The sequence below is a fragment of the Aliirhizobium wenxiniae genome, from assembly GCF_019511445.1.
In the GTDB taxonomy this organism is placed as follows: Bacteria; Pseudomonadota; Alphaproteobacteria; order Rhizobiales; family Rhizobiaceae; genus Neorhizobium; species Neorhizobium wenxiniae_A.
The window spans coordinates 69,005-90,574 of the sequence record NZ_JAEUAN010000008.1 but is presented as its reverse complement, the minus strand read 5'-3'; the positions used below and the strand labels follow the sequence as shown (position 1 = coordinate 90,574).

General features: G+C 60.4%; 19 protein-coding genes. 18 read left to right on the top strand and 1 reads right to left on the bottom strand.

The window, feature by feature from the left end; translation table 11 throughout:
* Position 1: 1 nt before the first annotated feature.
* Positions 2-691: a GntR family transcriptional regulator gene (locus tag JNB91_RS11900; protein WP_183685401.1), complete on the bottom strand. Its 690-nt coding sequence runs from the start codon at positions 689-691 to the stop codon at positions 2-4.
* 240 nt (positions 692-931) lie between these two features.
* Between JNB91_RS11900 and JNB91_RS11895 the strand changes: the two genes are divergently transcribed.
* The 18 genes from JNB91_RS11895 to JNB91_RS11810 all read left to right on the top strand — a co-directional run bounded on the left by JNB91_RS11895 (position 932) and on the right by JNB91_RS11810 (position 21,562).
* Positions 932-2,485, top strand: a complete 1,554-nt coding sequence (locus JNB91_RS11895; RefSeq protein ID WP_430736269.1) for an ABC transporter substrate-binding protein — start codon at positions 932-934, stop codon at positions 2,483-2,485.
* A 76-nt stretch (positions 2,486-2,561) separates the two neighbouring features.
* Positions 2,562-3,527 (top strand): ABC transporter permease, encoded by a 966-nt coding sequence (locus tag JNB91_RS11890; protein ID WP_220325729.1) that lies wholly within the window; start codon positions 2,562-2,564, stop codon positions 3,525-3,527.
* 12 nt (positions 3,528-3,539) lie between these two features.
* Positions 3,540-4,496, top strand: coding sequence for an ABC transporter permease (locus tag JNB91_RS11885; RefSeq protein WP_220325728.1), 957 nt, complete (start codon positions 3,540-3,542; stop codon positions 4,494-4,496).
* Positions 4,497-4,505: 9 nt separating this feature from the next.
* On the top strand, positions 4,506-5,699 hold the full coding sequence (locus JNB91_RS11880) for an amidohydrolase family protein (protein WP_220325727.1): 1,194 nt from the start codon (positions 4,506-4,508) through the stop codon (positions 5,697-5,699).
* Positions 5,696-7,201, top strand: a complete 1,506-nt coding sequence (locus JNB91_RS11875) for an amidohydrolase family protein (RefSeq protein WP_220325726.1) — start codon at positions 5,696-5,698, stop codon at positions 7,199-7,201. The genes JNB91_RS11880 and JNB91_RS11875 overlap by 4 nt, the downstream gene beginning before the upstream one ends.
* Entirely contained in the window at positions 7,198-8,199 is a 1,002-nt protein-coding gene (locus tag JNB91_RS11870) for an ABC transporter ATP-binding protein (protein WP_220325725.1), read from the top strand. Before JNB91_RS11875 ends, JNB91_RS11870 begins: the two co-directional genes overlap by 4 nt.
* Positions 8,196-9,176 carry an ABC transporter ATP-binding protein gene (locus JNB91_RS11865; RefSeq protein ID WP_220325724.1) on the top strand — a complete coding sequence of 327 codons (981 nt, stop codon included), beginning with the start codon at positions 8,196-8,198 and terminating at the stop codon, positions 9,174-9,176. Before JNB91_RS11870 ends, JNB91_RS11865 begins: the two co-directional genes overlap by 4 nt.
* Positions 9,177-9,212: 36 nt before the next feature.
* On the top strand, positions 9,213-10,409 hold the full coding sequence (locus tag JNB91_RS11860; RefSeq protein ID WP_220325723.1) for an amidohydrolase family protein: 1,197 nt from the start codon (positions 9,213-9,215) through the stop codon (positions 10,407-10,409).
* Between the two features lie 514 nt (positions 10,410-10,923).
* The gene (locus JNB91_RS11855) at positions 10,924-11,952 is read left to right on the top strand and encodes a four-carbon acid sugar kinase family protein (RefSeq protein WP_220325722.1); all 1,029 of its coding nucleotides are present in this window, start codon (positions 10,924-10,926) and stop codon (positions 11,950-11,952) included.
* A gap of 3 nt (positions 11,953-11,955) precedes the next feature.
* Positions 11,956-12,660: a FadR/GntR family transcriptional regulator gene (locus JNB91_RS11850; RefSeq protein WP_220325721.1), complete on the top strand. Its 705-nt coding sequence runs from the start codon at positions 11,956-11,958 to the stop codon at positions 12,658-12,660.
* A 434-nt stretch (positions 12,661-13,094) separates the two neighbouring features.
* Positions 13,095-13,847, top strand: a complete 753-nt coding sequence (locus JNB91_RS11845; RefSeq protein ID WP_220325720.1) for an IclR family transcriptional regulator — start codon at positions 13,095-13,097, stop codon at positions 13,845-13,847.
* Between the two features lie 3 nt (positions 13,848-13,850).
* Positions 13,851-14,948: an ABC transporter substrate-binding protein gene (locus JNB91_RS11840; RefSeq protein ID WP_220325719.1), complete on the top strand. Its 1,098-nt coding sequence runs from the start codon at positions 13,851-13,853 to the stop codon at positions 14,946-14,948.
* Positions 14,949-15,017: 69 nt separating this feature from the next.
* Positions 15,018-16,736, top strand: coding sequence for an ABC transporter permease (locus JNB91_RS11835; protein ID WP_220325718.1), 1,719 nt, complete (start codon positions 15,018-15,020; stop codon positions 16,734-16,736).
* The gene (locus JNB91_RS11830) at positions 16,729-17,805 is read left to right on the top strand and encodes an ABC transporter ATP-binding protein (protein ID WP_220325717.1); all 1,077 of its coding nucleotides are present in this window, start codon (positions 16,729-16,731) and stop codon (positions 17,803-17,805) included. Before JNB91_RS11835 ends, JNB91_RS11830 begins: the two co-directional genes overlap by 8 nt.
* Before the next feature lie 8 nt (positions 17,806-17,813).
* The gene (locus JNB91_RS11825) at positions 17,814-19,019 is read left to right on the top strand and encodes a CaiB/BaiF CoA transferase family protein (protein ID WP_220325716.1); all 1,206 of its coding nucleotides are present in this window, start codon (positions 17,814-17,816) and stop codon (positions 19,017-19,019) included.
* On the top strand, positions 19,016-19,864 hold the full coding sequence (locus tag JNB91_RS11820; RefSeq protein ID WP_220325715.1) for an HpcH/HpaI aldolase/citrate lyase family protein: 849 nt from the start codon (positions 19,016-19,018) through the stop codon (positions 19,862-19,864). Before JNB91_RS11825 ends, JNB91_RS11820 begins: the two co-directional genes overlap by 4 nt.
* Complete coding sequence (locus JNB91_RS11815; protein WP_222857514.1) at positions 19,861-20,877, top strand: hydroxyacid dehydrogenase; 1,017 nt, start codon at positions 19,861-19,863, stop codon at positions 20,875-20,877. The genes JNB91_RS11820 and JNB91_RS11815 overlap by 4 nt, the downstream gene beginning before the upstream one ends.
* 7 nt (positions 20,878-20,884) lie before the next feature.
* On the top strand, positions 20,885-21,562 hold the full coding sequence (locus JNB91_RS11810) for an RraA family protein (RefSeq protein WP_220325714.1): 678 nt from the start codon (positions 20,885-20,887) through the stop codon (positions 21,560-21,562).
* Positions 21,563-21,570 lie beyond the last annotated feature (8 nt).

The window sequence follows — 21,570 nt, the reverse complement described above, 5'->3', positions numbered from 1 at the left end:
CTCAATCGGATGCCGACATGTAGCGGTTGAGGATTTCGGTAATGTCGGGGCCGTCATCCTTGTCATCCGTCTTGGCGCGGTCTTCGACTGCATGCAGATGGTGGTCCATGATCCGGCAAGCCGTCTGCGGATCTTGCTCTTTGAGTGCCTCGATCAATTGGACATGTTCGTCGATACCGCATTCGGCGGAATGCGGGCGTCCGAAGCGGGCAAGGATCAGCGACGAGCGCGAGACGACCTGGCTGATGAAGTCGATGAGAAGTTTCGAGCCGGTGAGTTCGGCAAGCAGGATGTGAAATTCGCCGGCAAGCCGGATGGAGCGCGGGGAAGATGCCTGAAGCGCCCTTTCTTCCTCGCGTACATGGCTGATCAGCGCATCGATGCCGTCGCGCGGCATGCGCTTGCAGAGCCGTTCGATCACCTCACGCTCAAGGCAACGCCTGAGGGCAAAAACCTCTTCCGCTTCTTCCAGCGTCGGCATGGCGACGGCCGCGCCGCGGTTCGGCTTGATCTCGACAAGACCGTCCGAGGCGAGCCGCAGCAACGCATTACGGGCACTCGTGCGACTGACGCCGAACGTGTCACCGATGGAATCTTCCGGCAGTTTCGTGCCCGGCTTCAGTGCCTGTTCGAGAATTGCGCGGCGAAGCGAGGCGTAGATCGCATCGCTCCTGCTGAGATTGGTGGACATCGCTGTCGCTCTTTCGACTGAATGCAGTTTAATCAGCATATCGCATAAAAATCGTACATCATCCAGCCTAATAAATTGCATGCAATTTTCTATTGAACTCGCATTCGTTCTGATTTAGCCTCGAGCCGAACTGTCAGAGAAAGCGCTAAAAGCCGCCTGCAGTAACCGGTTTCAATGCCATGCGTTCCAGCCACAAGCATCGTCTTGCCAGAATTGCATGCAATCCGAGGGGAATTATCAATGCATTTATCGAGAATTCTGGTGGGAGGTGTTGCGCTTCTCGCCTTAGCTATGCCGGCCACGGCCGGAACGCTAAAATGGGGTGCCTCGCGCGATATCAGTTCGCTCGATCCCTATTCCTACGGCGACAGCTTTGCGCTTGGCGTCCTCAACCACGCCTATGAAGGGCTTGTCCGCTACGACCGCAATCTGAAGATCGAGCCGGCGCTCGCCACATCCTGGGAAATCGTTTCGCCGACGACATGGCGGTTCAAACTGCGGGAAGGCGTGAAGTTCCACAACGGGGCAGACTTCACGGCAGAAGATGTGCAGGCGTCATTGAAGCGCGCCTCTGACCCGAAGTCGCCGCTGCGCGGCAACATCCCGGCCTATAAGGGCTCCCGCGTCATTGATGCACACACGATCGAAATCGATGTTTCCGCCCATTATCCGCTTCTGCCGAACGACCTCACCACCATCTACATTTTCGATGCGGGCTGGCTGAAGGACAACAATGCCGAAGCGCCGACCGATGTCGGATCCGGTAGCGAAGGTTATGCAACCTACAATGAAAACGGGACTGGCCCGTTCAAGGTCGAAAGCCGCCAGCCGGATGCAAAGACGGTCTTCACCAAATTCGACGGTTGGTGGGACAAGACGGAGCACAATATCGACCGCATCGAGCTGACCCCTATTGCCTCGCCGGCAACCCGAGTCGCCGCACTTCTGGCCGGCGATATCGATTTTACCGATCAGGCGCCGGTGCAGGACCTGCCGCGGCTTGCCGCTTCGCCCGAGGTGAAGGTTCTGGAAGGCACAGATCTTCGCACAGTGATGATCGGCTTCTCCCAGCGCGACCAGCTTCTATCGGGTGCTGCGAACCCGATGAAGGATCTGCGCGTTCGCCAGGCGATGCAGCTCGCCATCGATCTCGACCTGATCAACAAGAAGGTGATGCGCGGAAAATCGCGCAATGCCGGCGCGCTGGTGGCCCCGCAGATCCCAGGTTATGACGCAGCGCTCGATACCCCGGTCAAGGCCGATCCGGAAAAGGCCAAGGCTCTTTTGAAGGAAGCCGGTGCGGAAGGTTTCGAATTCGAGTTCAACTGCGCCGACAGTCTCGTCAACGAGGAGCAGATCTGCCAGGCGGTTGCTTCCATGTGGTCGCGCGTCGGCCTCAAGCCGAAGCTGGATCAGGGCACTCGCGCGGTGCAGACACCGAAACGTTCTGCCGGCAAGGTCGATGTCTACACCCTCGGCTGGGCGACCCTGCCCATGCTCGATACTTACAGCCTGACCTCGCAGGTCCTGCACACGAAGGAAGGCTCGTTCGGCATCTTCAACTGGGGCGGCTGGTCCGACAAGGAATTCGACAAGGTAACGGAAGCGTCCGCCGTCGAACTCGATCAGACCAAGCGCCTGGCGATGGAAGCGCAATCGCTGAAGATCGCCAAGGAGCATGCCCTGATGATCCCGCTGCACCAGCAACCGCTCGCTTGGGCGACCACCGCGAAGATCAAGGATTTCCCGCTCTTCTCGGACAACCTTCCCCGCCTCTGGCTGGTGAAGATGTAAGTCGCCAGGCCCCTTGCCGTCGATCACACCGGCAAGGGGTCCCCTTATCTCGCTTGAAACCAGGGACGTCGCGACCATGATCGCCTTCCTCGTAAAACGCGTCGGCAACGCTATCCTCGTGATGCTGACAGTCGCCTTTTTCGCCTTCCTCATCTTCCGTTTCCTCGGCGATCCCGTCGAGATGATGGTGAACGAAAGCGCCACCCAGGTGGAGCGAGACGAGTTGCGCAGCCGGCTCGGCCTGAATGACGGGTTCCTGGTGCAATATCTGCGTTTCGTCACCAATGCCGCTCAAGGCCAATTCGGTCTTTCCTGGCGCAATCAGCAGAATGTCATAACCCTGATCGGCGAGCGTTTCCCGGCAACCTTCGAACTGGTCATCATCGCCACCATCCTGTCGCTGGCGATCGGCATTCCGCTCGGTGTCTTCACCGCGATCGGGCGCGGACGCTGGTGGGCGGAGGGACTGCAGTTTTCCTCCATTGTCGGTGTCTCGCTGCCGAGCTTCTTCGTCGGCATCATCCTGATCCTTGCCTTTTCCGTCAGCCTCGGCTGGCTGCCTGGCTATGGCCGCGGCGAGGTCGTGCAGCTCGGCTGGTGGTCGACAGGATTGCTGACGCCCTCCGGCCGCGCCGCAATCGTACTGCCGGCGCTGTCTTTGTCGCTTTTCCAGATCACACTGGTGATGCGGCTCGTGCGTGCCGAAATGCTGGAAATATTGCGCGCCGATTTCATCAAGTTCGCCCGTGCTCGCGGGGTGAAGCGTCGAGCACTCTGGTTCCGCCATGCACTGAAAAACTGTCTCATGCCGGTGGTGACGCTGACGGCCATGCAGGTGGGCAATCTGATCGCCTTTGCGCTCGTCACTGAAACCGTCTTCCAGTGGCCGGGCATGGGCATGCTGTTCATGCAGGCCGTCACCTTCGTCGATATCCCCGTCATGGCAGCCTATCTCTGCATCGTATCCTTCATCTTCGTGACGCTGAACACGTTCGTCGACATTGCCTACGCGGTAATCGACCCGCGCCTGCGCGCAGCGTGACGGGAGACATTCATGACTATCGTTGAACAGACGACAAAGCAGCAGATCCGCTCCGCTCCCTCCTGGTTTTCCCGCCTGCGGGATTCCGATCTGTGGTGGAGTTTCACTCATCACCCTTCCGCCGTCGGCGCTGCAATCCTGTTGTTGCTTCTCATCGGCTCGGCGTTCCTCGCGCCGCTGATCACCGTCCAGAACCCCTATGATCTCGCCTCGCTCGACCTGTTGAACGCCGAGATCCCGCCGATCTGGATGGAGGAGGGCCAGTGGCCGTTCATCCTCGGCACCGATACGCAGGGCCGCGATCTCCTTTCCGCCATCCTTTACGGCTCGCGGGCATCGATCGTCATCGGCGCTGCCTCGGTTGCGGTATCGCTGATCGTCGGCTCGGCTCTCGGATTGGTCGCCGGTTATTACGGCAAATGGGCGGATGGCCTGCTGATGCGGGCAGGCGACGTTCTCCTGTCGATGCCGACCATGCTGATCGCCATCCTCGTCTCGGCGCTCGCACGGCAGGCGCTGCCGCCCTCGCTCAGAGAAGTCGGTGCCTCGGGCGTCATCGTGCTCGCCATCTCGCTTTCGGCGTGGGTGCAATATGCCCGCACCGTCCGGGCGCTGACCATGGTCGAGCGCAACAAGGAATATGTGCAGGCCGCCCGGCTGATCCGCGTGCCGACATGGCGGATATTGATCAAGCATATCCTTCCCAACACCACCACGCCGCTTCTGGTGACTGCGACGCTGAATTTCGGCCTCGGTATCTTGATCGAGGCGACGCTTTCCTTCCTCGGCGTCGGCATGCCGCCGGAACAGCCGTCGCTCGGCACCCTGATCCGCATCGGCAACCAGTTCCTGTTTTCCGGCCAGTGGTGGATCGTGCTTTTCCCCGGCTTGCAGCTCTGTCTGCTCGTCGTCTCGATCAACGTGCTGGGCGACTGGCTGCGTGACGCTCTCAATCCCAAACTGCGCTGAGGCATATCCATGAGTGATCTTCTGATTAAGAACGCAAGGCCCATGGGAGGCGGGGCGTCCGACATCTTCATCAAAGGCGGTCGCATTGCTGCGATCGGCCCGGGACTTGCAGGCGAGGGCACTGCAATGGAGGACGCCGGTGGCCGCATCGCCATTCCGGGCCTGGTCGATGCACATACCCATCTCGACAAGTCGCTGCTCGGTTATCCCTGGTACGTGAACGAAGTCGGCCCGCGGCTGATTGACAAGATCGACAACGAGCGCAAGGTGAAGCGCGACTACGGGCTGGACGCCCATGTCCAGTCCATGCGCCAGTCGTTGCAATCTGTCGGCTACGGCACGACGCTGATCCGCACCCATGTGGATATCGACACCGATCAGGGCTTGGTCGCGCTCGAAGGCGTGATGGAGACGCGTCGTCAGCTTGCCGGTGTCGTCGAGATCGAGATCGTCGCCTTCCCGCAATCCGGCCTGATGCGCCGGCCGGGAACCGCTGAACTGCTCGATCAGGCGATGGAGATAGGCGCCGATCTCGTCGGCGGGTTGGATCCGTGCGGCATGGATCGCGATCCGAAAGCCCATCTAGATACGATTTTCGCGCTGGCCGAAAAACACGGCAAAGGCATCGACATCCATCTGCATGAACTCGGCGAACTTGGCGCATTTTCGATGGAGATGATCTTTGAGCGCATCCGCGCCACGGGCATGCAGGGCAAGGTTGCGGTCAGCCACGCCTTCTGCCTTGCGCTTCCCGACTGGAATGCCTCGCAGGCCTTGATCGACACCTGCGCCGAACTCGACGTCCCGATCCTGACCACCGCGCCGCCGTCACGCGAAGTCCCGTCGCTAAAGCGGCTGCGCGCCGCCGGCGTGCGCTTCGGCGCAGGCGTCGACGGCTTTCGCGACACATGGGGGCCTTATGGCAATGGCGATATGCTGGAGCGCGCCATGCTGCTCGGCATGAAGAACAATCTGCGCCGCGACGACGAGTTGCTGATGGCGCTCGACGTCTGCACCACCGGCGGGGCGATGGCGATGGACCGCGTCAATCATGCGCTGACTGTCGGCGGGCGCGGCGATGTGGTCCTCGTCGAGGGCGAAAGTGTCGGTGAAGCGATCGTCACCCACCAGTCGCGCAAGCTTGTCGTCACGGCCGGCAATGTCGTTGCCCGTGACGGCAAGAGCCTGCGGGAACGGCCATGATAAGAGACAGGAACTGGTTCGATCTTCCGCTCGGAAAACGCCCACCCGGCCGATGGGCGCTGAAGGCGCGCTACATCATTGCCGATTTCCCCGAAGGTCGACGGCTCGTCGAAGGTGGCGAAGTGATGATCGAGAATAATCGCGTCATCTGGATCGGCAAAAGGTTCGAGGGCGAAGTTTCAGCGCGCTACGACATGGGCGAGGCCCTGATCGGCCCTGGCTTTGTCGATCTCGATGCGCTATCCGACCTCGACACGACCGTTCTGGGTATGGACAACCAGCCAGGCTGGAAGAAGGGGCGCGTCTGGCCGCATGATTACGCGGCGCGGGCCTATGAAATGTACGGCCTGGAAGAGCTTTCCTTCCAGAAGCGATATGCCTTTGCGCAGCTTCTTCTGAACGGCATCACGTCGGCTCTGCCGATTGCATCGCTTTTTTATCGCGCCTGGGGCGAAACGGTAGCGGAATTCGAGGCGGCGGCGGTTGCGGCCGAAGAGCTTGGTCTGCGCGTCTGGCTCGGGCCCGCCTATCGCAGCGGCGGCGTAATCCTTGATAAGATGGGCGCCATGCAGCCGGTTTTCGACGAAGAGCGTGGACTGGCGGAGCTTGATGCTGCAGCCGCTTTCGCGGGGAGTGTCCATGGCACCGCCGGCGGGCTGATATCCGGCATGTTCGCCCCGGATCGGGTCGAGACCTGTACGGAGACCCTGTTGCGCCGGACATTCGCTCATGCCGGCGAAATGGATTTGCCGGTACGGCTGCATATGGCGCAAGGCGAGATGGAATTGCAGACCGTGCGGCGTCTGCATGGTGTCACCGCACCGGCATGGCTGGATGGCATTGGCCTGCTCTCGTCGCGCCTGATCGCGCCACATGCGACCGTTGCGACAAACGAAGACCTTGCCCGCTATGCCGCAAACGGCGTCACGGTCGCTCATTGCCCGCTGGTTTCGGCAAGACACGGTTCTTCGCTCAAATCCTTCTCGAAGCTGAAGGCGATGGGCATCCGCATCGGCATGGGAACCGACACCGCGCCGCCGGACATGGTGTTGAACATGTCGGTCGGCCTGATGGCAAACCGCATTGCGGAAGGGCGTGGCGATGCCGGCTCAGCAGCTGAGTTCTACGACGCTGCAACAATCGCAGGCGCCGAAGCCGTGAACCGCCCCGATCTCGGGCGTCTCTCAGTTGGCGCAAAAGCCGATATCGCCGTCTTCGACATGGCCGACCGGATGATCGCGCCGCGCATCGATCCGATCCAGACGCTCGTCTATGGCGCGACCGGTCGCGTCACCCGTGCCACGATCGTCGATGGTCGGCTGTCGATGCGCGACGGGCAGGTTGCCGGTATCGACCTTGCCGTTGCTCGCGATCAGGCGCAGGCGCAGTTCGATAGGCTGGTCGCTCGTTATCCCGAACGCACTTACGGGCATCCGCCAGTCGAGACGATCTTTCCTCCAAGCTATCCGTTGCATCTCAGGCAAAGCGAGGTTGCGTCATGAGCATCTCCTACCACCCACCAGCCTCTGACGCACTTGCGCTGGATGTTCGAGGTCTTTCCGTCGAATTCCCGACTCGCAAGGGGGTACTCACTGCCCTCTCCGAGGTTTCGCTGACCATCAGGCGCGGCGAGATCCTTGGTGTCGTCGGCGAATCCGGCGCAGGTAAATCGATGACCGGCATGGCCGTGCTAGGCCTGCTCGAACCGCCGGGCCGTGTGGCTTCCGGCGAAATCCGCATCGGCGGCAGGCGCACTGACAATCTCAGCGAAGCCGAAATGGCGTCGATCCGCGGCAGCATGGTCGGTGCGATCTTCCAGGATCCGCTTACCTCGCTCAACCCGCTATTTTCCGTTGGCCAGCAGCTCATCGAAACCATCAGGCTGCATTCGAGCCTCAGCCGTGCGGAAGCGCGTGCCCGCGCCGTCGAACTGCTGAAACAGGTCGGCATTCCCGGCGCGGAGGAGCGGATCGATCATTATCCGCACCAGTTTTCCGGCGGCATGCGTCAACGAGTCGTCATTGCACTGGCGCTTGCGGGCAATCCGCAACTGATCATCGCCGACGAACCGACGACGGCGCTCGATGTGTCGATCCAGGCGCAGATCACCGCATTGCTGCGAAAACTTTGCCGCGAGCACGGCACAGGCGTCATGCTGGTCACGCACGACATGGGTGTGATTGCCGAAACTGCCGACCGCGTGGCGGTGATGTATGCCGGACGCGTCATCGAGATCGGCCCGGTCGAAGAGGTACTGAGCCGGCCAAAACATCCCTATACGCGCGGCCTGATGGGCTCGATCCCAGCACTCGGCGCCCGTGTCGAGCGTCTAGCCCAGATCGACGGTGCGATGCCGCGGCTGAATGCCATTCCGACCGGTTGTGCCTTCAATCCGCGCTGTCTTGAAGCCGGGTCGCGGTGTCGAAATGTCCGCCCGGTGATGGTTGCCGAAGGGCAGGGCAGTGTCGCCTGTCTCGTTCATGATGGAGGTGTTCAGTGAGAAGCGCAAACAACGCCCTGGAAGTCGATCAGCTCTCCCGCATCTTTGACGTATCCGCGCCCTGGCTGAACCGCGTGATAGACCGCAAGCCGAAACGATATCTGCGCGCCGTGCAGGATGTCACCTTCACGGTCGAGAAGGGGAAATGCCTCGCTCTCGTCGGTGAATCCGGCTGCGGCAAGTCCACGGTCGCGCGGCTGGTCACCGGGCTTTACGCACCGAGCGAGGGCGCGATCCTGTTTGCACCAGCGGTGAAGGGCAGGGGCCGCGGCAAGCCAATGGAAGCGCAGATGATCTTTCAGGATCCGCATGCGAGCCTCAATCCACGCTGGCGTGTCGGCGATATCATCGCCGAGCCGATCCGCGAATTTGGCCTGCGCCACGGCGCGGACGTGATCGAGGCGCGCGTCGCCGAACTGCTGCGCACGGTCGGTCTTTCTGCGGACGATGCGAAACGCTATCCGCACGAGTTTTCCGGCGGGCAGCGGCAGCGTATCTCGATCGCCCGGGCACTTGCTAGTGAGCCGGAATTCCTCGTCTGCGACGAGCCGACGTCGGCGCTCGACGTTTCGGTACAGGCGCAGATCCTCAACCTGATGCGCCGCCTGCAGGATGAATTGGGCCTCACCTATCTCTTCATCAGCCACAATCTCGCCGTCGTGCGGCACATGGCGGACCGGATTGCAGTCATGTATCTTGGCCGGATCGTCGAGGAAGCCGATACGGAGGCGCTGTTTGCCGATCCGCAGCATCCCTATACGCGGTTGCTGCTGCAGACGATCCCGGATGTCGCGGCTCCCAATCGCGACCGGGAACTGATGGGCGGCGAACCGCCAAGCCCGCTCGATCCGCCGAAAGGCTGCGCCTTTCATCCCCGCTGTCCGATGGCAGCGGATCTCTGTAGCAAGACGGCTCCCGAGGTTCGCGCTCGCAAGGGCGGCGGCCTGGTTGCGTGCCATCTGGCGCCTGCCATCTAAGCTTTGAACGACAAAAAATTCAGGAAACATCCGATCATGACCACTACGATTTTCACCAATGCGAAGCTTGCCGACGGCAAGCTGCATGACATTCATGTCGAGAACGGCCGGATAACTGGCATCCAGCCGGTGGCCGCCGCAGCCGGTTCAAGCAATGTCATCGATATTGAAGGCGATCTGCTCGTACCCGGTTTCGTCGAGGGGCATATCCACCTGGATACCAGTTTCTACGGCGGAAAATGGGTGCCGCATCGTCCCTGCAGCAACGGCTTTGACGTCCACGAACGGGTCGCCTTTCAGGCGGAAAACATGGCGAAGGCCGAGCCGATGGCCGAGCGTGCCATCAAGCAGCTTGAGCTCTGCGTTTCGCATGGCACGCTGCAGATGCGTAGCCATGTCATGGTCGATGGTTCGGTCGGGCTGAAATCGCTGGAGACGATCCTGGCGGTCAGGGAAGAATACCGGGATATCATCGATATCCAGCTCGTTGCCTTTCCGCAGAGCGGCATCCTGAAAAGCCCCGGCACGCCCGAGCTTCTCGACGAGGCGATCGGCCTCGGCGCAGACCTGATCGGCGGACTGGACCCGGCCAGTTTCGACCGCGATGTCACCGCCCATCTTGATGTCGTCTTTGGTATCGCAGAGAAACGTGGCGTCGATGCGGATATCCATCTGCACGAAGGCGGCACGATGGGAGCCTTCACCATCGAGGAAATCTGCGCCCGAACGGAAGCGCTCGGCATGCAGGGCCACGTCTCGATCAGCCACGCCTATGGTCTCGGCGATCTTCCGACCGATGCGGCACGCAAGATCGCCGCAAGAATTGCCAGAAGCGGTATCTCGATCATGACCAATGCGCCGGGGCATCACAGCTTTCCGCCGGTTGCACTGTTGCGCTCGGAAGGCGTCAATGTCTTCAGCGGTAGCGACAATATCCGCGATAGCTGGTGGCCCTATGGCGATGGCGACATGCTGCGCCGGGCCGAGATCATCGGTTACCGCTCCGGCTTCTTCACGGACACGGAATTGCAGGCGGCATTCGATATCGTCACCACCGCGGGAGCAAAGGCGCTCAGGCTTGACGGTTACGGGATCGCAGTGGGCGCCAAGGCGGATTTTGTTGCGATAGCCGCCGAACATGTACCAGAGTCCGTGGTTGGCTTTCCCGGAAATCGCAGGGTTTTCAAGCAAGGGCGCCTGGTGGCCGAGGGCGGCAAGATCCTTAAGTCGTAATCGGGAAAGATGGCTTTCGACAGCGCTCCAGAGGCTGGATGACGATCAAAGACAAGCGCCATTGGCGCTTGTCGAGCTTAAAGAGTAGCCCAGCGATCTGCCCCGTTGGCATTTCAACTAACGGCAGCTCATGATTTCCAACTCCATTCAATGGTAGAGTCTTGAGAAATCTGGGTCGCGTCCAATGATGTCGCGGCGTGTGGGCACGCGCCGTATTTCTCCCTAGAAAATGGCGAAAATCGCCAATCTCCACGTTCATGGCGACGATCTGTGACCAATCTGCGATTGTTCACAGATCGCGAGATCCTGTTGGCTTGCAGGCCGATCACGATTAATGCCCTTTGATTGACGAGGACTTCACGGCTCCCCGAATGCGTGCGCCGGAACATGGTTACAACAGCTTTGTCATTCATCACGCGAGAGCCACTGAATTTGTTATCATGAAATACATTAGTGTTGACATTTCAGCATTTTCTTGTGGTATAAAGATTACAACATAAGTGGGCGGAGACATATGTTAGCCATTCTCGCGGACGATCTGACCGGTGCGCTCGACTCGGCAGCGCCATTTGCCGGGCGTGGCCTGCGCACGGAAGTGGCGCTCAGTCGCGACGCGATTGTCCATATTGTCGATGACCATCCTGATGTTCTCTCGATCAACCTCAATACGCGCGAAATCGCGCCGGACGAGGCGCGCGCCATAACCGATGCGGTGATCGCCCTGCTGCCGAAAGGGACGCAACTTTTCAAGAAGGTCGATTCCCGGCTTAAGGGCAATATCGTTGCCGAGCTGGATGCCACACCCTTCAAACAGGCTCTCGTAGCGCCTGCGATTCCGGAGTTCGAGCGGATCGTGAGGGATGGGCGGGTTGAAGGTTTTGGTATCGAAACTCCGATCGTGATCACCGATCGGCTCGGTGTCCATGCAAGCCGCGCCCGTGTTCCCGATACCAGCACACCGGACGATATGGATGCAGTTCTGGCCGGGGCCGAAAATGACGGTACCGATCTTTTGATCGGCGCGCGCGGTCTTGCCGAGGCACTCGCCCGCCGTATGACGGCCAAGGTAGCCTCACAGGCGGCAACCATTCCACCTGGCCGGATCGCATTCGTAATCGGCTCTCGCGACCCGATTACACTTGCGCAAATAGCCGCTCTTCGCAGCGCGCACAGTCTGAGTTACCTGCCTGCGCCTAACGGCCATCTCGACGCAGCGGCCGATACTGGCTCTGACTTGACGCTGGTACAGGCGACGCCAGGCATGACGGAAAAAGATCCGCAGCAAGTTTCAGAAACTCTTGCTGATGGATTGAAACAGAATTTTGCCGATTACGACGGAGTGCTGCTTCTTTCGGGAGGAGCAACAGCGGAGGCCGTGCTACGCCAGCTTGGTCTTTCGAGACTGCGCCTCCATGGCGAATGCCTGCCGGGTCTTGGCCTTGCCTCAGCCGGAGGGCGATGCATCATTGCCAAATCGGGAGGCTTCGGTCATCCCGATACGTTGAAACGAATAGCGGATATGGTCCTGCAAAGGGCGGGTTGAAAAATGGGACTTGAAACTGGAACCGCTCGCAAGGGCCTCGCCGATATCGTTTTCGAGCGCATGCTGCGTGCCATCAAGTCAGGCGCCTACAAGCCGGACGAACGCCTGCCGACGGAACATGATCTCGCCGCCGAATTCGAGGTGTCGCGACCGGTTATCCGTGAGGCATTGAAGCGCCTGCGTGACCAGAGCCTTATTTATTCACGCCGCGGCGCCGGCAGCTTTGTCCGCTCCGTCGGCCTCAGGAACCCGCTCGGGTTCGGTCAGTTGGAGAACGTCGCCGACCTTTTGAACTGTTACGAGTTCCGCCTGACGCTGGAGCCCGCCGCAGCCGCAGCCGCAGCCACCCGCCACGATGTCGATAGCCTGAAGGCAATCCGGAAGGCGCTGGAACTGCTGCGCGATGCCACAAACAGGCAGTCCCATCGCGAGGATGCTGACTTTCAATTCCATCTCGCGATCGCCCGCGCTGCCCAGAACAACTATTTTTCGACTGCCATGGAAGCCTTGAAAGATCACATCGCGGTCGGCATGAAATTTCACGGCGCTTCGATCAAACGAGAGGCATCCGGCCTGTCTCGCGTGTTTGCCGAACATGAAGCTATCGCCACGGCCATTGCCAACCGCAGTGAAGATGACGCCCGCCGGTTGATGCTTGAGCATCTTAAAGGGTCTCGGGAACGATTGTTTCAGTCGTCGCATAAGTGACCGATCGATCGCCGGCTTCATAGGTTCGGATGCCAAAGTGTAGACCGCGAAATAGAGCGAGTGATACACGCATCGTGCATTCACCTCACCTTGGTTGCTTCTTCGTGTCGTTGGCTCGCCGTCGTAACCAGCCCATCAGTACGGCGCAGATGCTCGGCCTGTAGCTGTGTCCGTCGCAAGCAACATTGATAATCCGGCGTAGCGCTCGCAGAGGTGCTTTGGACGCGCAGGCATCGACCTTCACCGTCCCCGCTTGTGTCATTGCTTCAAGAACCCCCGTCAACACGCTAAATCCATTTGGTTAAAGCTGCGCATCTCGCGCGGCCGCCAGCCATACCTGATGCTTTTCCGCAAGACAGGTTGACCAACTTGATTATTTTCAATATTATGTATGGGTTCAATATACTGAACATTTAATCAGGAGAGGAATGATCGTGAGCGGACGCGGAGTGGAGCGTGTCTTGGATATGATCGAATGGTTTGCGGCCTCACCGGAAGGCGCGAGCCTTTCGGAGATTGCGGCTGCGCTCGCCATGCCCAAGTCAAGCGCTCTCCTGATGTTGCAGTCGCTGACGGAGCGCGGCTACATCCACCGTCTCGGCAGCGGCGAATATCAGTTGCTCAGGCTGCCTGGTGAGATCTCTCAGGATGGTCGCAACTATGGCGCCCTAATCGCCCTAGTCTCGTCCTATCTTTCCGAAGCGGTTGAGCAAACGGGTGAAAGCGGCTTTATCGCGGTGCTGGAAGGCCAATCGATCCGCTATCTCAATAAGGTCCTGCCGAAACGCGAAATCCTCTACGACCGCGACATCGTACCGACGCGTCCGGCACATAAAGTTGCAAGCGGCGTCGTTCTGCTGGCTGGCGGTTCTGATACGGATATCCAAGCCTATGCCGCATCAGCCTCTCTTTCCGAAGCCGAGCATTCCAAGCTTCTGGATGCTGTTTCAAGCGCTCGGTCATCCGGCTTTTATCTCAACGCCATGGGCGTTGTCGAAGGCGCGGCAGGCGCGGCGGCTCCGATCATCGGAGCCAATGGCAAAGCGATTGCTGCATTCAATATTTCCGGCCCGCAGGGCCGGTTCATCTCAAATTCCGACCGCATTTCCGACGTGGTCAGGGAAACTGCCGTCGCGATCAGTGAGGAGCTGGCGCGCCGCAGTCGTCGTCTATCCAAAGGGAGGTAAGGAATGAAACTCGTCACTCTATCGGCTATCGCCGGGTTGTTTGCCGGCGTTGCCGGTTTTGCCCAGGCACAGGAAGTACCGGCCGGATATCCGGCCGATTACTCGAAGATCATCGAAGGTTCACGCTCTGAAAAGGGCCTGATGATCTATTCGAACATGGCCGACAACAACTGGCAGCCGCTCATCAAGGGCTTCAATGCAAAATATCCCTGGGTGAAGGTCGAGACGGTCGATCTGGGCTCTGGCACGGTGCATTCGCGCTGGGAGGCCGAAAAGGGCTCAAGCGCTCGTACTGCCGATCTTCTGGTTTCCGGCGCCAATGACCGCTGGGCTTCCTATGGCAAGGATGGCCTGATGGACGACTACAAAAGCCCGGAAATCGCAAACCTTCCCGATTTCGCCCATCCCTATCCGGGCGTGAACGTGCTTTCGACGGATCCGCTGGTCATCACCTACAATGCTGCTCTTCTGCCCGAAGACCAGCGTCCGACCGGCTTTGCTTCACTGGTCGAAGATGCCGTGGGCGAGCCGGATACGTTCAAGGGCAAGATTACGACCTATGACGCCGCACGCAACAGCTTCGGCCTGACCGCCTGGTGGGCCTATATGGACAAGAAGGGTGAGGCGGGCTGGGATGGTCTTCGCAAGATCGGCCCGATGATCCGCGGCGAGACCTCCGGCGGTCCGATGAACGAGAAGATCGCTACCGGCGAATATCTTATGGGCATTGCCGTTTCCGGCATCACCATCTTCCCGCGCTTGGAACAGCCGGGCGGTGAAATCCTCGGCTTCGCCTTTCCCGATGACGGCACGATCATGATGCTGCGCGGCATGGGCATTCCGAAGGGCGCTGCCAACCCGAACTCGGCAAAGCTCTTTGTCGATTATGCGCTGAGCCAGGACGGCCAGACGCAGGTCGGCAAGGGCGGGCTCGTCCCCTACCGCGAAGACGTTCCGGAGGACCAGGTTCGCTACACCTTCCAGAAGATCAGCGAAATCGTCGGTGAGGACAATGTGATCACCGCAGGTTTTGACCAGCGCCTGATTACCGAAGCCGGTCCCTTCGTCGAGAAGTGGAACGCGGCGATCGCCGGCAAATAAGCCGAGCCGAAGGGCTGGCCGCCAATCGTATACAGCCAGCCCTTCAACAAACTCTGACAGGAAAATTCGATGACGGATATCAGCCACCCCGGCGCGGCCGGAAGGGGGATAGACCGATCGCGTGCGATCTACTGGGGCGTTGCGGCGCTGACGACGATCCTCGTATTCGGTCCGATCACCCCGATCATCTTCCAGGCCTTCCTTGACAAGCCGCTCTATGACGACACTGCGGTCATGACGGTCGGTAATTTCAGCCGCCTCTTCAGCGAACCCGGCATGGCCGGGGTGTTCTTCAACACGCTCTATTTCGGCGCCCTGACCATGGTCGTCGCGCAGGTGTTCGGAGCGGTGATGGCGGTTCTCGTCGGTCGCACCAACCTGCCGGGCCGCAAATGGCTGGGGGAGATCTTCATCTGGCCGCTATTCGTCTCCAACCTCGTCATCGCCTTCGGCTGGTTCACCATGTACGGCCCGTCGGGCTTCATGACGCTGGCAGCCAAAACCTATCTCGGCGGCGCACCGTGGAACCTCTACAGCGTCACGGGCATGGGTATCGTCGCAGGCCTGAGCCAGGCACCGCTAACCTATCTCATGTGTCTCGCCGCCGTCACCAAGGCTGATCCGCTGCTGGAAGATGCAGCGCGTTCCACCGGCGCTGGTCCCTTCCGCGCATTGTTTTCAGTCACCATTCCGATGATCCGTCCCGCCATCATTTATTCGGCGGTGCTGAACTTCGTCGTCGGCATCGAGATGCTGGCCATCCCGCTACTGTTTGGCGGCCCATCCGGCATTCAGACGGTCACGACTTTCCTCTATAACGCCGGCATCAACGCTGCCGTGCGCCCGGAATACGGCATTGTCGGCGCGGCCGCCGTCATCCTGCTGATCGTCGTTGCCTTCCTCGTCTGGCTGCAGGGCTTTCTGATGAAGGGCGTGGGTCGTTTCGTTACCGTGCGCGGCAAGGCGAGCCGTCCGTCAACGCTCGATCTCGGCGCCTGGCGCTGGCCTGCCTTCCTGTTCGTCTTCGCTTTCGCCTTCCTGACGATCATATCGATCTTCGGCGGCATCTTCATGCGGTCGGCGGTGAGCTTCCTCACTCCGCTTATTCCCTTCTGGAAAGTGCTGACGACGGCCAATTTCGAGCACGTTCTCGGATCGGCCAATTATGTCCGCTCGATTGTCAATTCCGTTCTGGTCGCGACCATCGGTGCGGCGATCGGCACGTTCTTCATCCTTGTGATCACACTCGTCGCCCGCCGCTCGGATTTCCGCTACAGCCGATCACTTGAATATATTGCGCTGTTCCCACGCTCGCTGCCGGGCATCATCGCCGGTCTTGGCTTCTTCTACGCGGTGATCTGGCTTCCCGGAGCCGACATCATACGCGGCACGATTGCCGTGTTGATCCTCGCCTTCATGATCCGCTACATTCCGGTGGGTTTTGGCGCGATTGCTCCGGCACTCGCTCAGGTCGGCGAGGAACTTGACCGTGGTGCGCGCATCTCGGGCGCCGACTGGTGGACGACGGTAACGCGCATTATCGTGCCAATCCTGAAGCCTGCCATGTTTAGCTGTTACGCGCTGCTCTTCATCCACTTCTTCAAGGAATATGTGACGGCGGCCTTCCTCTATCAGCCGGGATCCGAAATCATCGGCACCACCATGCTGCAGCTTGTCGCCCAGGGCGATAACGGCCCGGTCTCCGCCCTAGCAACCCTCCAAGTCGTCATTACCGCCGCGTTCGTCATCCTCGCTCGCCGCGTCATGGGAGCCAAAATCTATGGCTGATCTCGTCCTTCAGAACCTCACCATCAAATACGGCTTGGTTACCGCCGTCGACAATCTCAACATACATGTCGCGTCAGGCGAATTCCTGACGCTGCTCGGGCCTTCGGGCTGCGGCAAGTCGACCTCACTGTTTGCGGTCGCCGGCCTCAATCACGCGACATCCGGCACGATCCGCGTCGGCGACCGGGTCCTGTTCGACGGCAATCCGAACAATACGGTGCCACCAGAAAAGCGCAATATCGGCCTGGTCTTCCAGTCCTACGCGCTGTGGCCGCACAAGACGGTCGCGGAAAACCTTTCCTTTCCGCTGGAACTTCGCAAGATCGGCAGGGCGGAGCGTGACGAGCGTATCAAGGAAGCGCTCGGCCTCGTCGAAATGCTGCCCTATGCGGACCGGTATCCGTTCGAACTGTCCGGCGGCCAGCAGCAGCGTGTAGCGCTTGCCCGTGCGCTCGTCTACCGCCCGCCGCTTCTGCTGCTCGACGAACCGCTGTCGAACCTCGATGCGAAACTGCGTGAACGCGCCCGCGTCTGGCTGCGCGAGCTGCAGGAAAGGCTGAACGTCACGACCATCTACGTCACCCACGATCAGGCCGAGGCGCTTGCCGTCTCCGACCGGATCGCCGTGATGAGCATGGGCCGGATGCGCCAGCTCGGCACGCCGCGCGAGATCTACGAGCGCCCGGCTGACAGCTTCGTGGCCGACTTCATCGGTTCGTCCAACTTCTTCGACGGCACGATGATCGAAAGCGGCACGGACAAGGCCCGCATCCGCCTTGCCGACGGCAGCGAGATCGTCACACCGCCCGGCGCGGCCGGCAAGGACGGTTCCGTCGTCGTCGCCATCCGCCCCGAAAAGATCGAGCTTTCCAGCTCAACCGGCCCGAACACGATGCGGGTGTCGATCGACCAGCGGACCTATCTCGGCTCCGTCTGGCAATATGCCTTGCGCTCCGGCTCGATCGAATTCCGTATCCAGACGCCGGCAGAGCTGAAGGAGGATTCGATCCTCGTGCACATTCCTCAGGAACACTGCGCTGTCTTTCCCGACAAGCCCGGTGCGAATTGAGGTGATCGATGGAAGAGGAAAAGAAAACAGTTCGCTTTGAGGCCGACCGCAAAGGACCGCTCCACGGTATTCGCGTCATCGACTTGAGCCGTGTCGTTGCCGGCAATATGCTATCGCTGCAGCTCGGTGACTTTGGTGCCGACGTGATCAAGGTGGAGCCGCCGCAAGGCGATGCGCTGCGTGAATGGCGCGACAACGGCCATTCGTTGCATTGGAAAACCTATGGCCGCAACAAGCGCTCGATCGCACTCAACCTGCGTCAAGCAAAGGCTCTGGAAGCGCTGAAAAAGCTGCTCGAAACGGCGGATGTCTTTATCGAGAACTTTCGCCCCGGCACGCTGGAGGAAATGGGGCTTTCGCCCGAAAGCCTGCTGGAGCTCAATCCGCGGCTGATCATCGTCAGGATCTCCGGCTTCGGCCAGACGGGACCTTATGCCAAATTGCCCGGCTTCGGCACGCTGGTCGAAGCGATGAGCGGCTTTGCGTCGCGTACCGGTTTTCCCGATCGCGAACCGGTGCTGCCGCCCTTGGCTCTTGCCGACATGATCTCCGGCCTCACCGGCGCCAATGCCGTGATGATGGCGCTGTTTGCCCGTGAACGCGGCGATGCCGCAGGCCAAGTCATCGACCTGTCGCTGCTGGAGCCGATCTTCGCTTCGCTCGGCCCGGAAGCCTCGATCTACAGCGTTACCGGCAAGGTCAAGCAGAGGTCCGGCTCTGGCTCCAACACCGTCTCTCCACGCAACGTCTATCTGTGCAGCGACGGCAAGTATGTGGCACTGTCCGGCTCCACCCAGGTGATTGCGATGCGCATCTTCGACATTGTCGGCCGACCCGACATGAAGGATGATCCGCGCTTCTCGACCAACATGGAACGCGTCAGACACCGCGAACTCGTGGATGAAGCACTCGGCGCCTGGTTCGTGACCCGCACACGCGACGATGCACTGGCGGCCATGCGCGCGGCTGGCGCAACCGTCGGCCCGGTCTATGACATCGCCGATATCAGCACCGACCGGCATTTTGCCGAACGCGAGATTGTCGTGGATGTGGAGGATGCCGATCTTGGCAGTATTCCGCAGCACAACATCTTCCCCCGCTTTTCCGCAACCCCCGGCGTCTTCCGCCATCCGGCCCCAAATGTCGGTGAGCAGACGGAAGCGATCCTTGCCGAAATCGGCATGAGCCCGAAAGAGTTGGAGGTGAAGGAATGATCTCTTCGCTTCTCTATGTTCCGGGCAATGTACCACGTTTTCTGGAAAAGGCGGGGCATCGCGGCGCAGATGTCGTCATCGTCGATCTTGAAGATGCCGTACCCGAAGGCGCTAAGACCGAAGCCCGTGAGGGACTGGCCAAATGGGTGCCGGAGATCAGGCAGTCTGGTTGCCAGGTTTTCGTGCGCGTCAACCAATCCGACCGCCTCGTCGAGGACGCCGTTGCGGCGACACGCGCCGGGGCCGATGCGCTCTACATTCCGAAAGTGGACAGTGCGGACATTCTCGTGCGTCTGGCCGATGCACTCGTGCCGCATGAAACGGACCGCTCTCCGATCGGCTTCGTGCCGCTGATTGAGGAGATGAAGGGACTTTTCGACGTTCGCGCGATCGCCCATGGCCCGCGGGTGTTTGGATTGACATCCGGTGGCGAAGATCTGGCAACCGCGATGGGGGCAAAGCCCACACCGGAAGTGCTGCGCTATCCGAAATTGATGATCCATTATGCCGCCAAGGAAGCAGGTGTGTTGTCCTTCGGCATGCTGAGGACCACCGTCGATTTTGCCGACAAGGATGCTCTTCGCTCTGCCGCCATCGAGGCGCGCGATTTCGGTTTCGACGGCGCCACCTGCATTCACCCTTCCGTCGTGCCGATCCTCAACGAATGTTTTTCTCCAAGCCCCGAAGAGGTTGCCTGGGCGCGAAAGGTCGTTGCGGCCAATGCCGGAGAGGCTGCTGCGGGACGAGGAGCCTTCATGCTGGACGGCAAGTTCATCGACGCGCCGATCGTGACGCGTGCCGAAAATCTTCTCCAGCGAATTGAGAAAGGGCGGGCTATCTCATGACCCATGACATCATCCAGGGTGCCGAGCACGGCAAGCGTGGCCGCCGCATCCTCGTAAGCCATAACAAGATTGCCGAAAAGGCGATCCGACTGTTGAACAGCCACAACATCGATGTGTTCTTCTCGCCACCCTACGATCCGTCCGAGGTGGTGGCGAAACGCGCTGCGGACCTGAAGATCGATGGGCTTATGGTTCGTCAGGGGCGCATCACTGCGGAAGTCATCGGAGCCTCGCCCAATCTCAAGGTCATCGCCAAACACGGTGTCGGCGTCGATAACGTCGATATAGCAGCCGCTGCGAAGCTCGGCATTCCGGTCTTGAGGGCGATGGGCTCGAATTCCCGGGCGGTCGCCGAACATACGATCGCACTTGCGCTCAGCCTGATCAAGGAAGTGCTGCCACTCGACCGGGCTGTGAAGGGCGGCGAATGGCCGAAACCGACCTTTACCGGCAAGGATTTCTTAGGCGCTACGATCGGCCTCGTCGGATATGGCGGGATCGGCCGCGAGACGGCGCGCATGGCCGAAGCCCTCGGTATGGAGGTCGTCGTTTACGATCCCTTTGCGCCTGGCGCAGCAGAAGCGGACGGCTTTGCCTCGGCAGACGATATTGACGCAATGCTGCCATCGCTCGACGTCTTGAGCATCCATTGCCCGCTGACAGCCGCAACCCGCGACCTGATCGATGCGCGCCGGCTCGGCCTTTTGAAGAAATCGGCCGTGCTCGTCAACACCGCCCGCGGCGGCATCATCAATGAGGCGGATCTGGCGCAGGCGCTTGCAGCGGGCACGGTGGCGGGTGCGGCACTCGACAGTTTTGCCACCGAACCGCCGGCCGCCGACAACCCGCTCTGGGCGCTGAACACGCTGATCGCGACCCCCCATATCGGCGGCGTGACCTATGGCTCCGCCGATGCGATGGCGGTGATCGCCGCCCAGCACATTATCAGCGTTCTCGACGGCAATGCGCCGGATGAACGCTCGATCGCCCGCCCAACCGAACTGTCTGCCTGAGGTACCCATGACTTACGGATTTCGCATCAAACTGAACTGGGAGCGTATTGAGAAGACGCAGGTGGAGGCGTTTCGCAGTCTGCCCGTCGCCAATGTCAGCGATGCCATGTCACGCATCTGCGCATTGGGCGATCGGATGAGGCCGATGCACCGTTCCGGCAATCTGGCCGGTCCGGCGCTGACGGTGCGCTCGCGCCCAGGCGACAATCTGATGCTGCACAAGGCGATCGACATGGCACAGCCGGGCGACGTGATTGTTATCGATGCTGCCGGTGAAACGGCGAATTCGCTGATGGGCGAGTTGATGCTGGCGCACGCCATTCGCCGCGGCGTGGCCGGGTTCGTCATGAACGGTGCGATCCGCGACGCGGAAGCATTTATCGAGCGCAATGTCCCGGTGTTCGCCGTCGGCGTGACCCATCGTGGTCCCTATCGCACCGGTCCCGGCGAGATCGGCCTACCGATCGCCATAAATGGCACGGTGATCGAGCCGGGCGACCTGATCCTCGGCGATCTCGACGGTGTTCTCTGCGTGCCGAAGGCGGATGCGGCGGATGTCTTCAAGGCGGCGACGAAGAAGCATGAAGCCGAAACGAAGCAGATGGCCGAGACGGAAGCCGGCACGGTCAATCGCGATTGGGTCGACAAGGCCTTGCGTGACGCAGGCTGCGAGTTCATCGATTGAGCTGAATG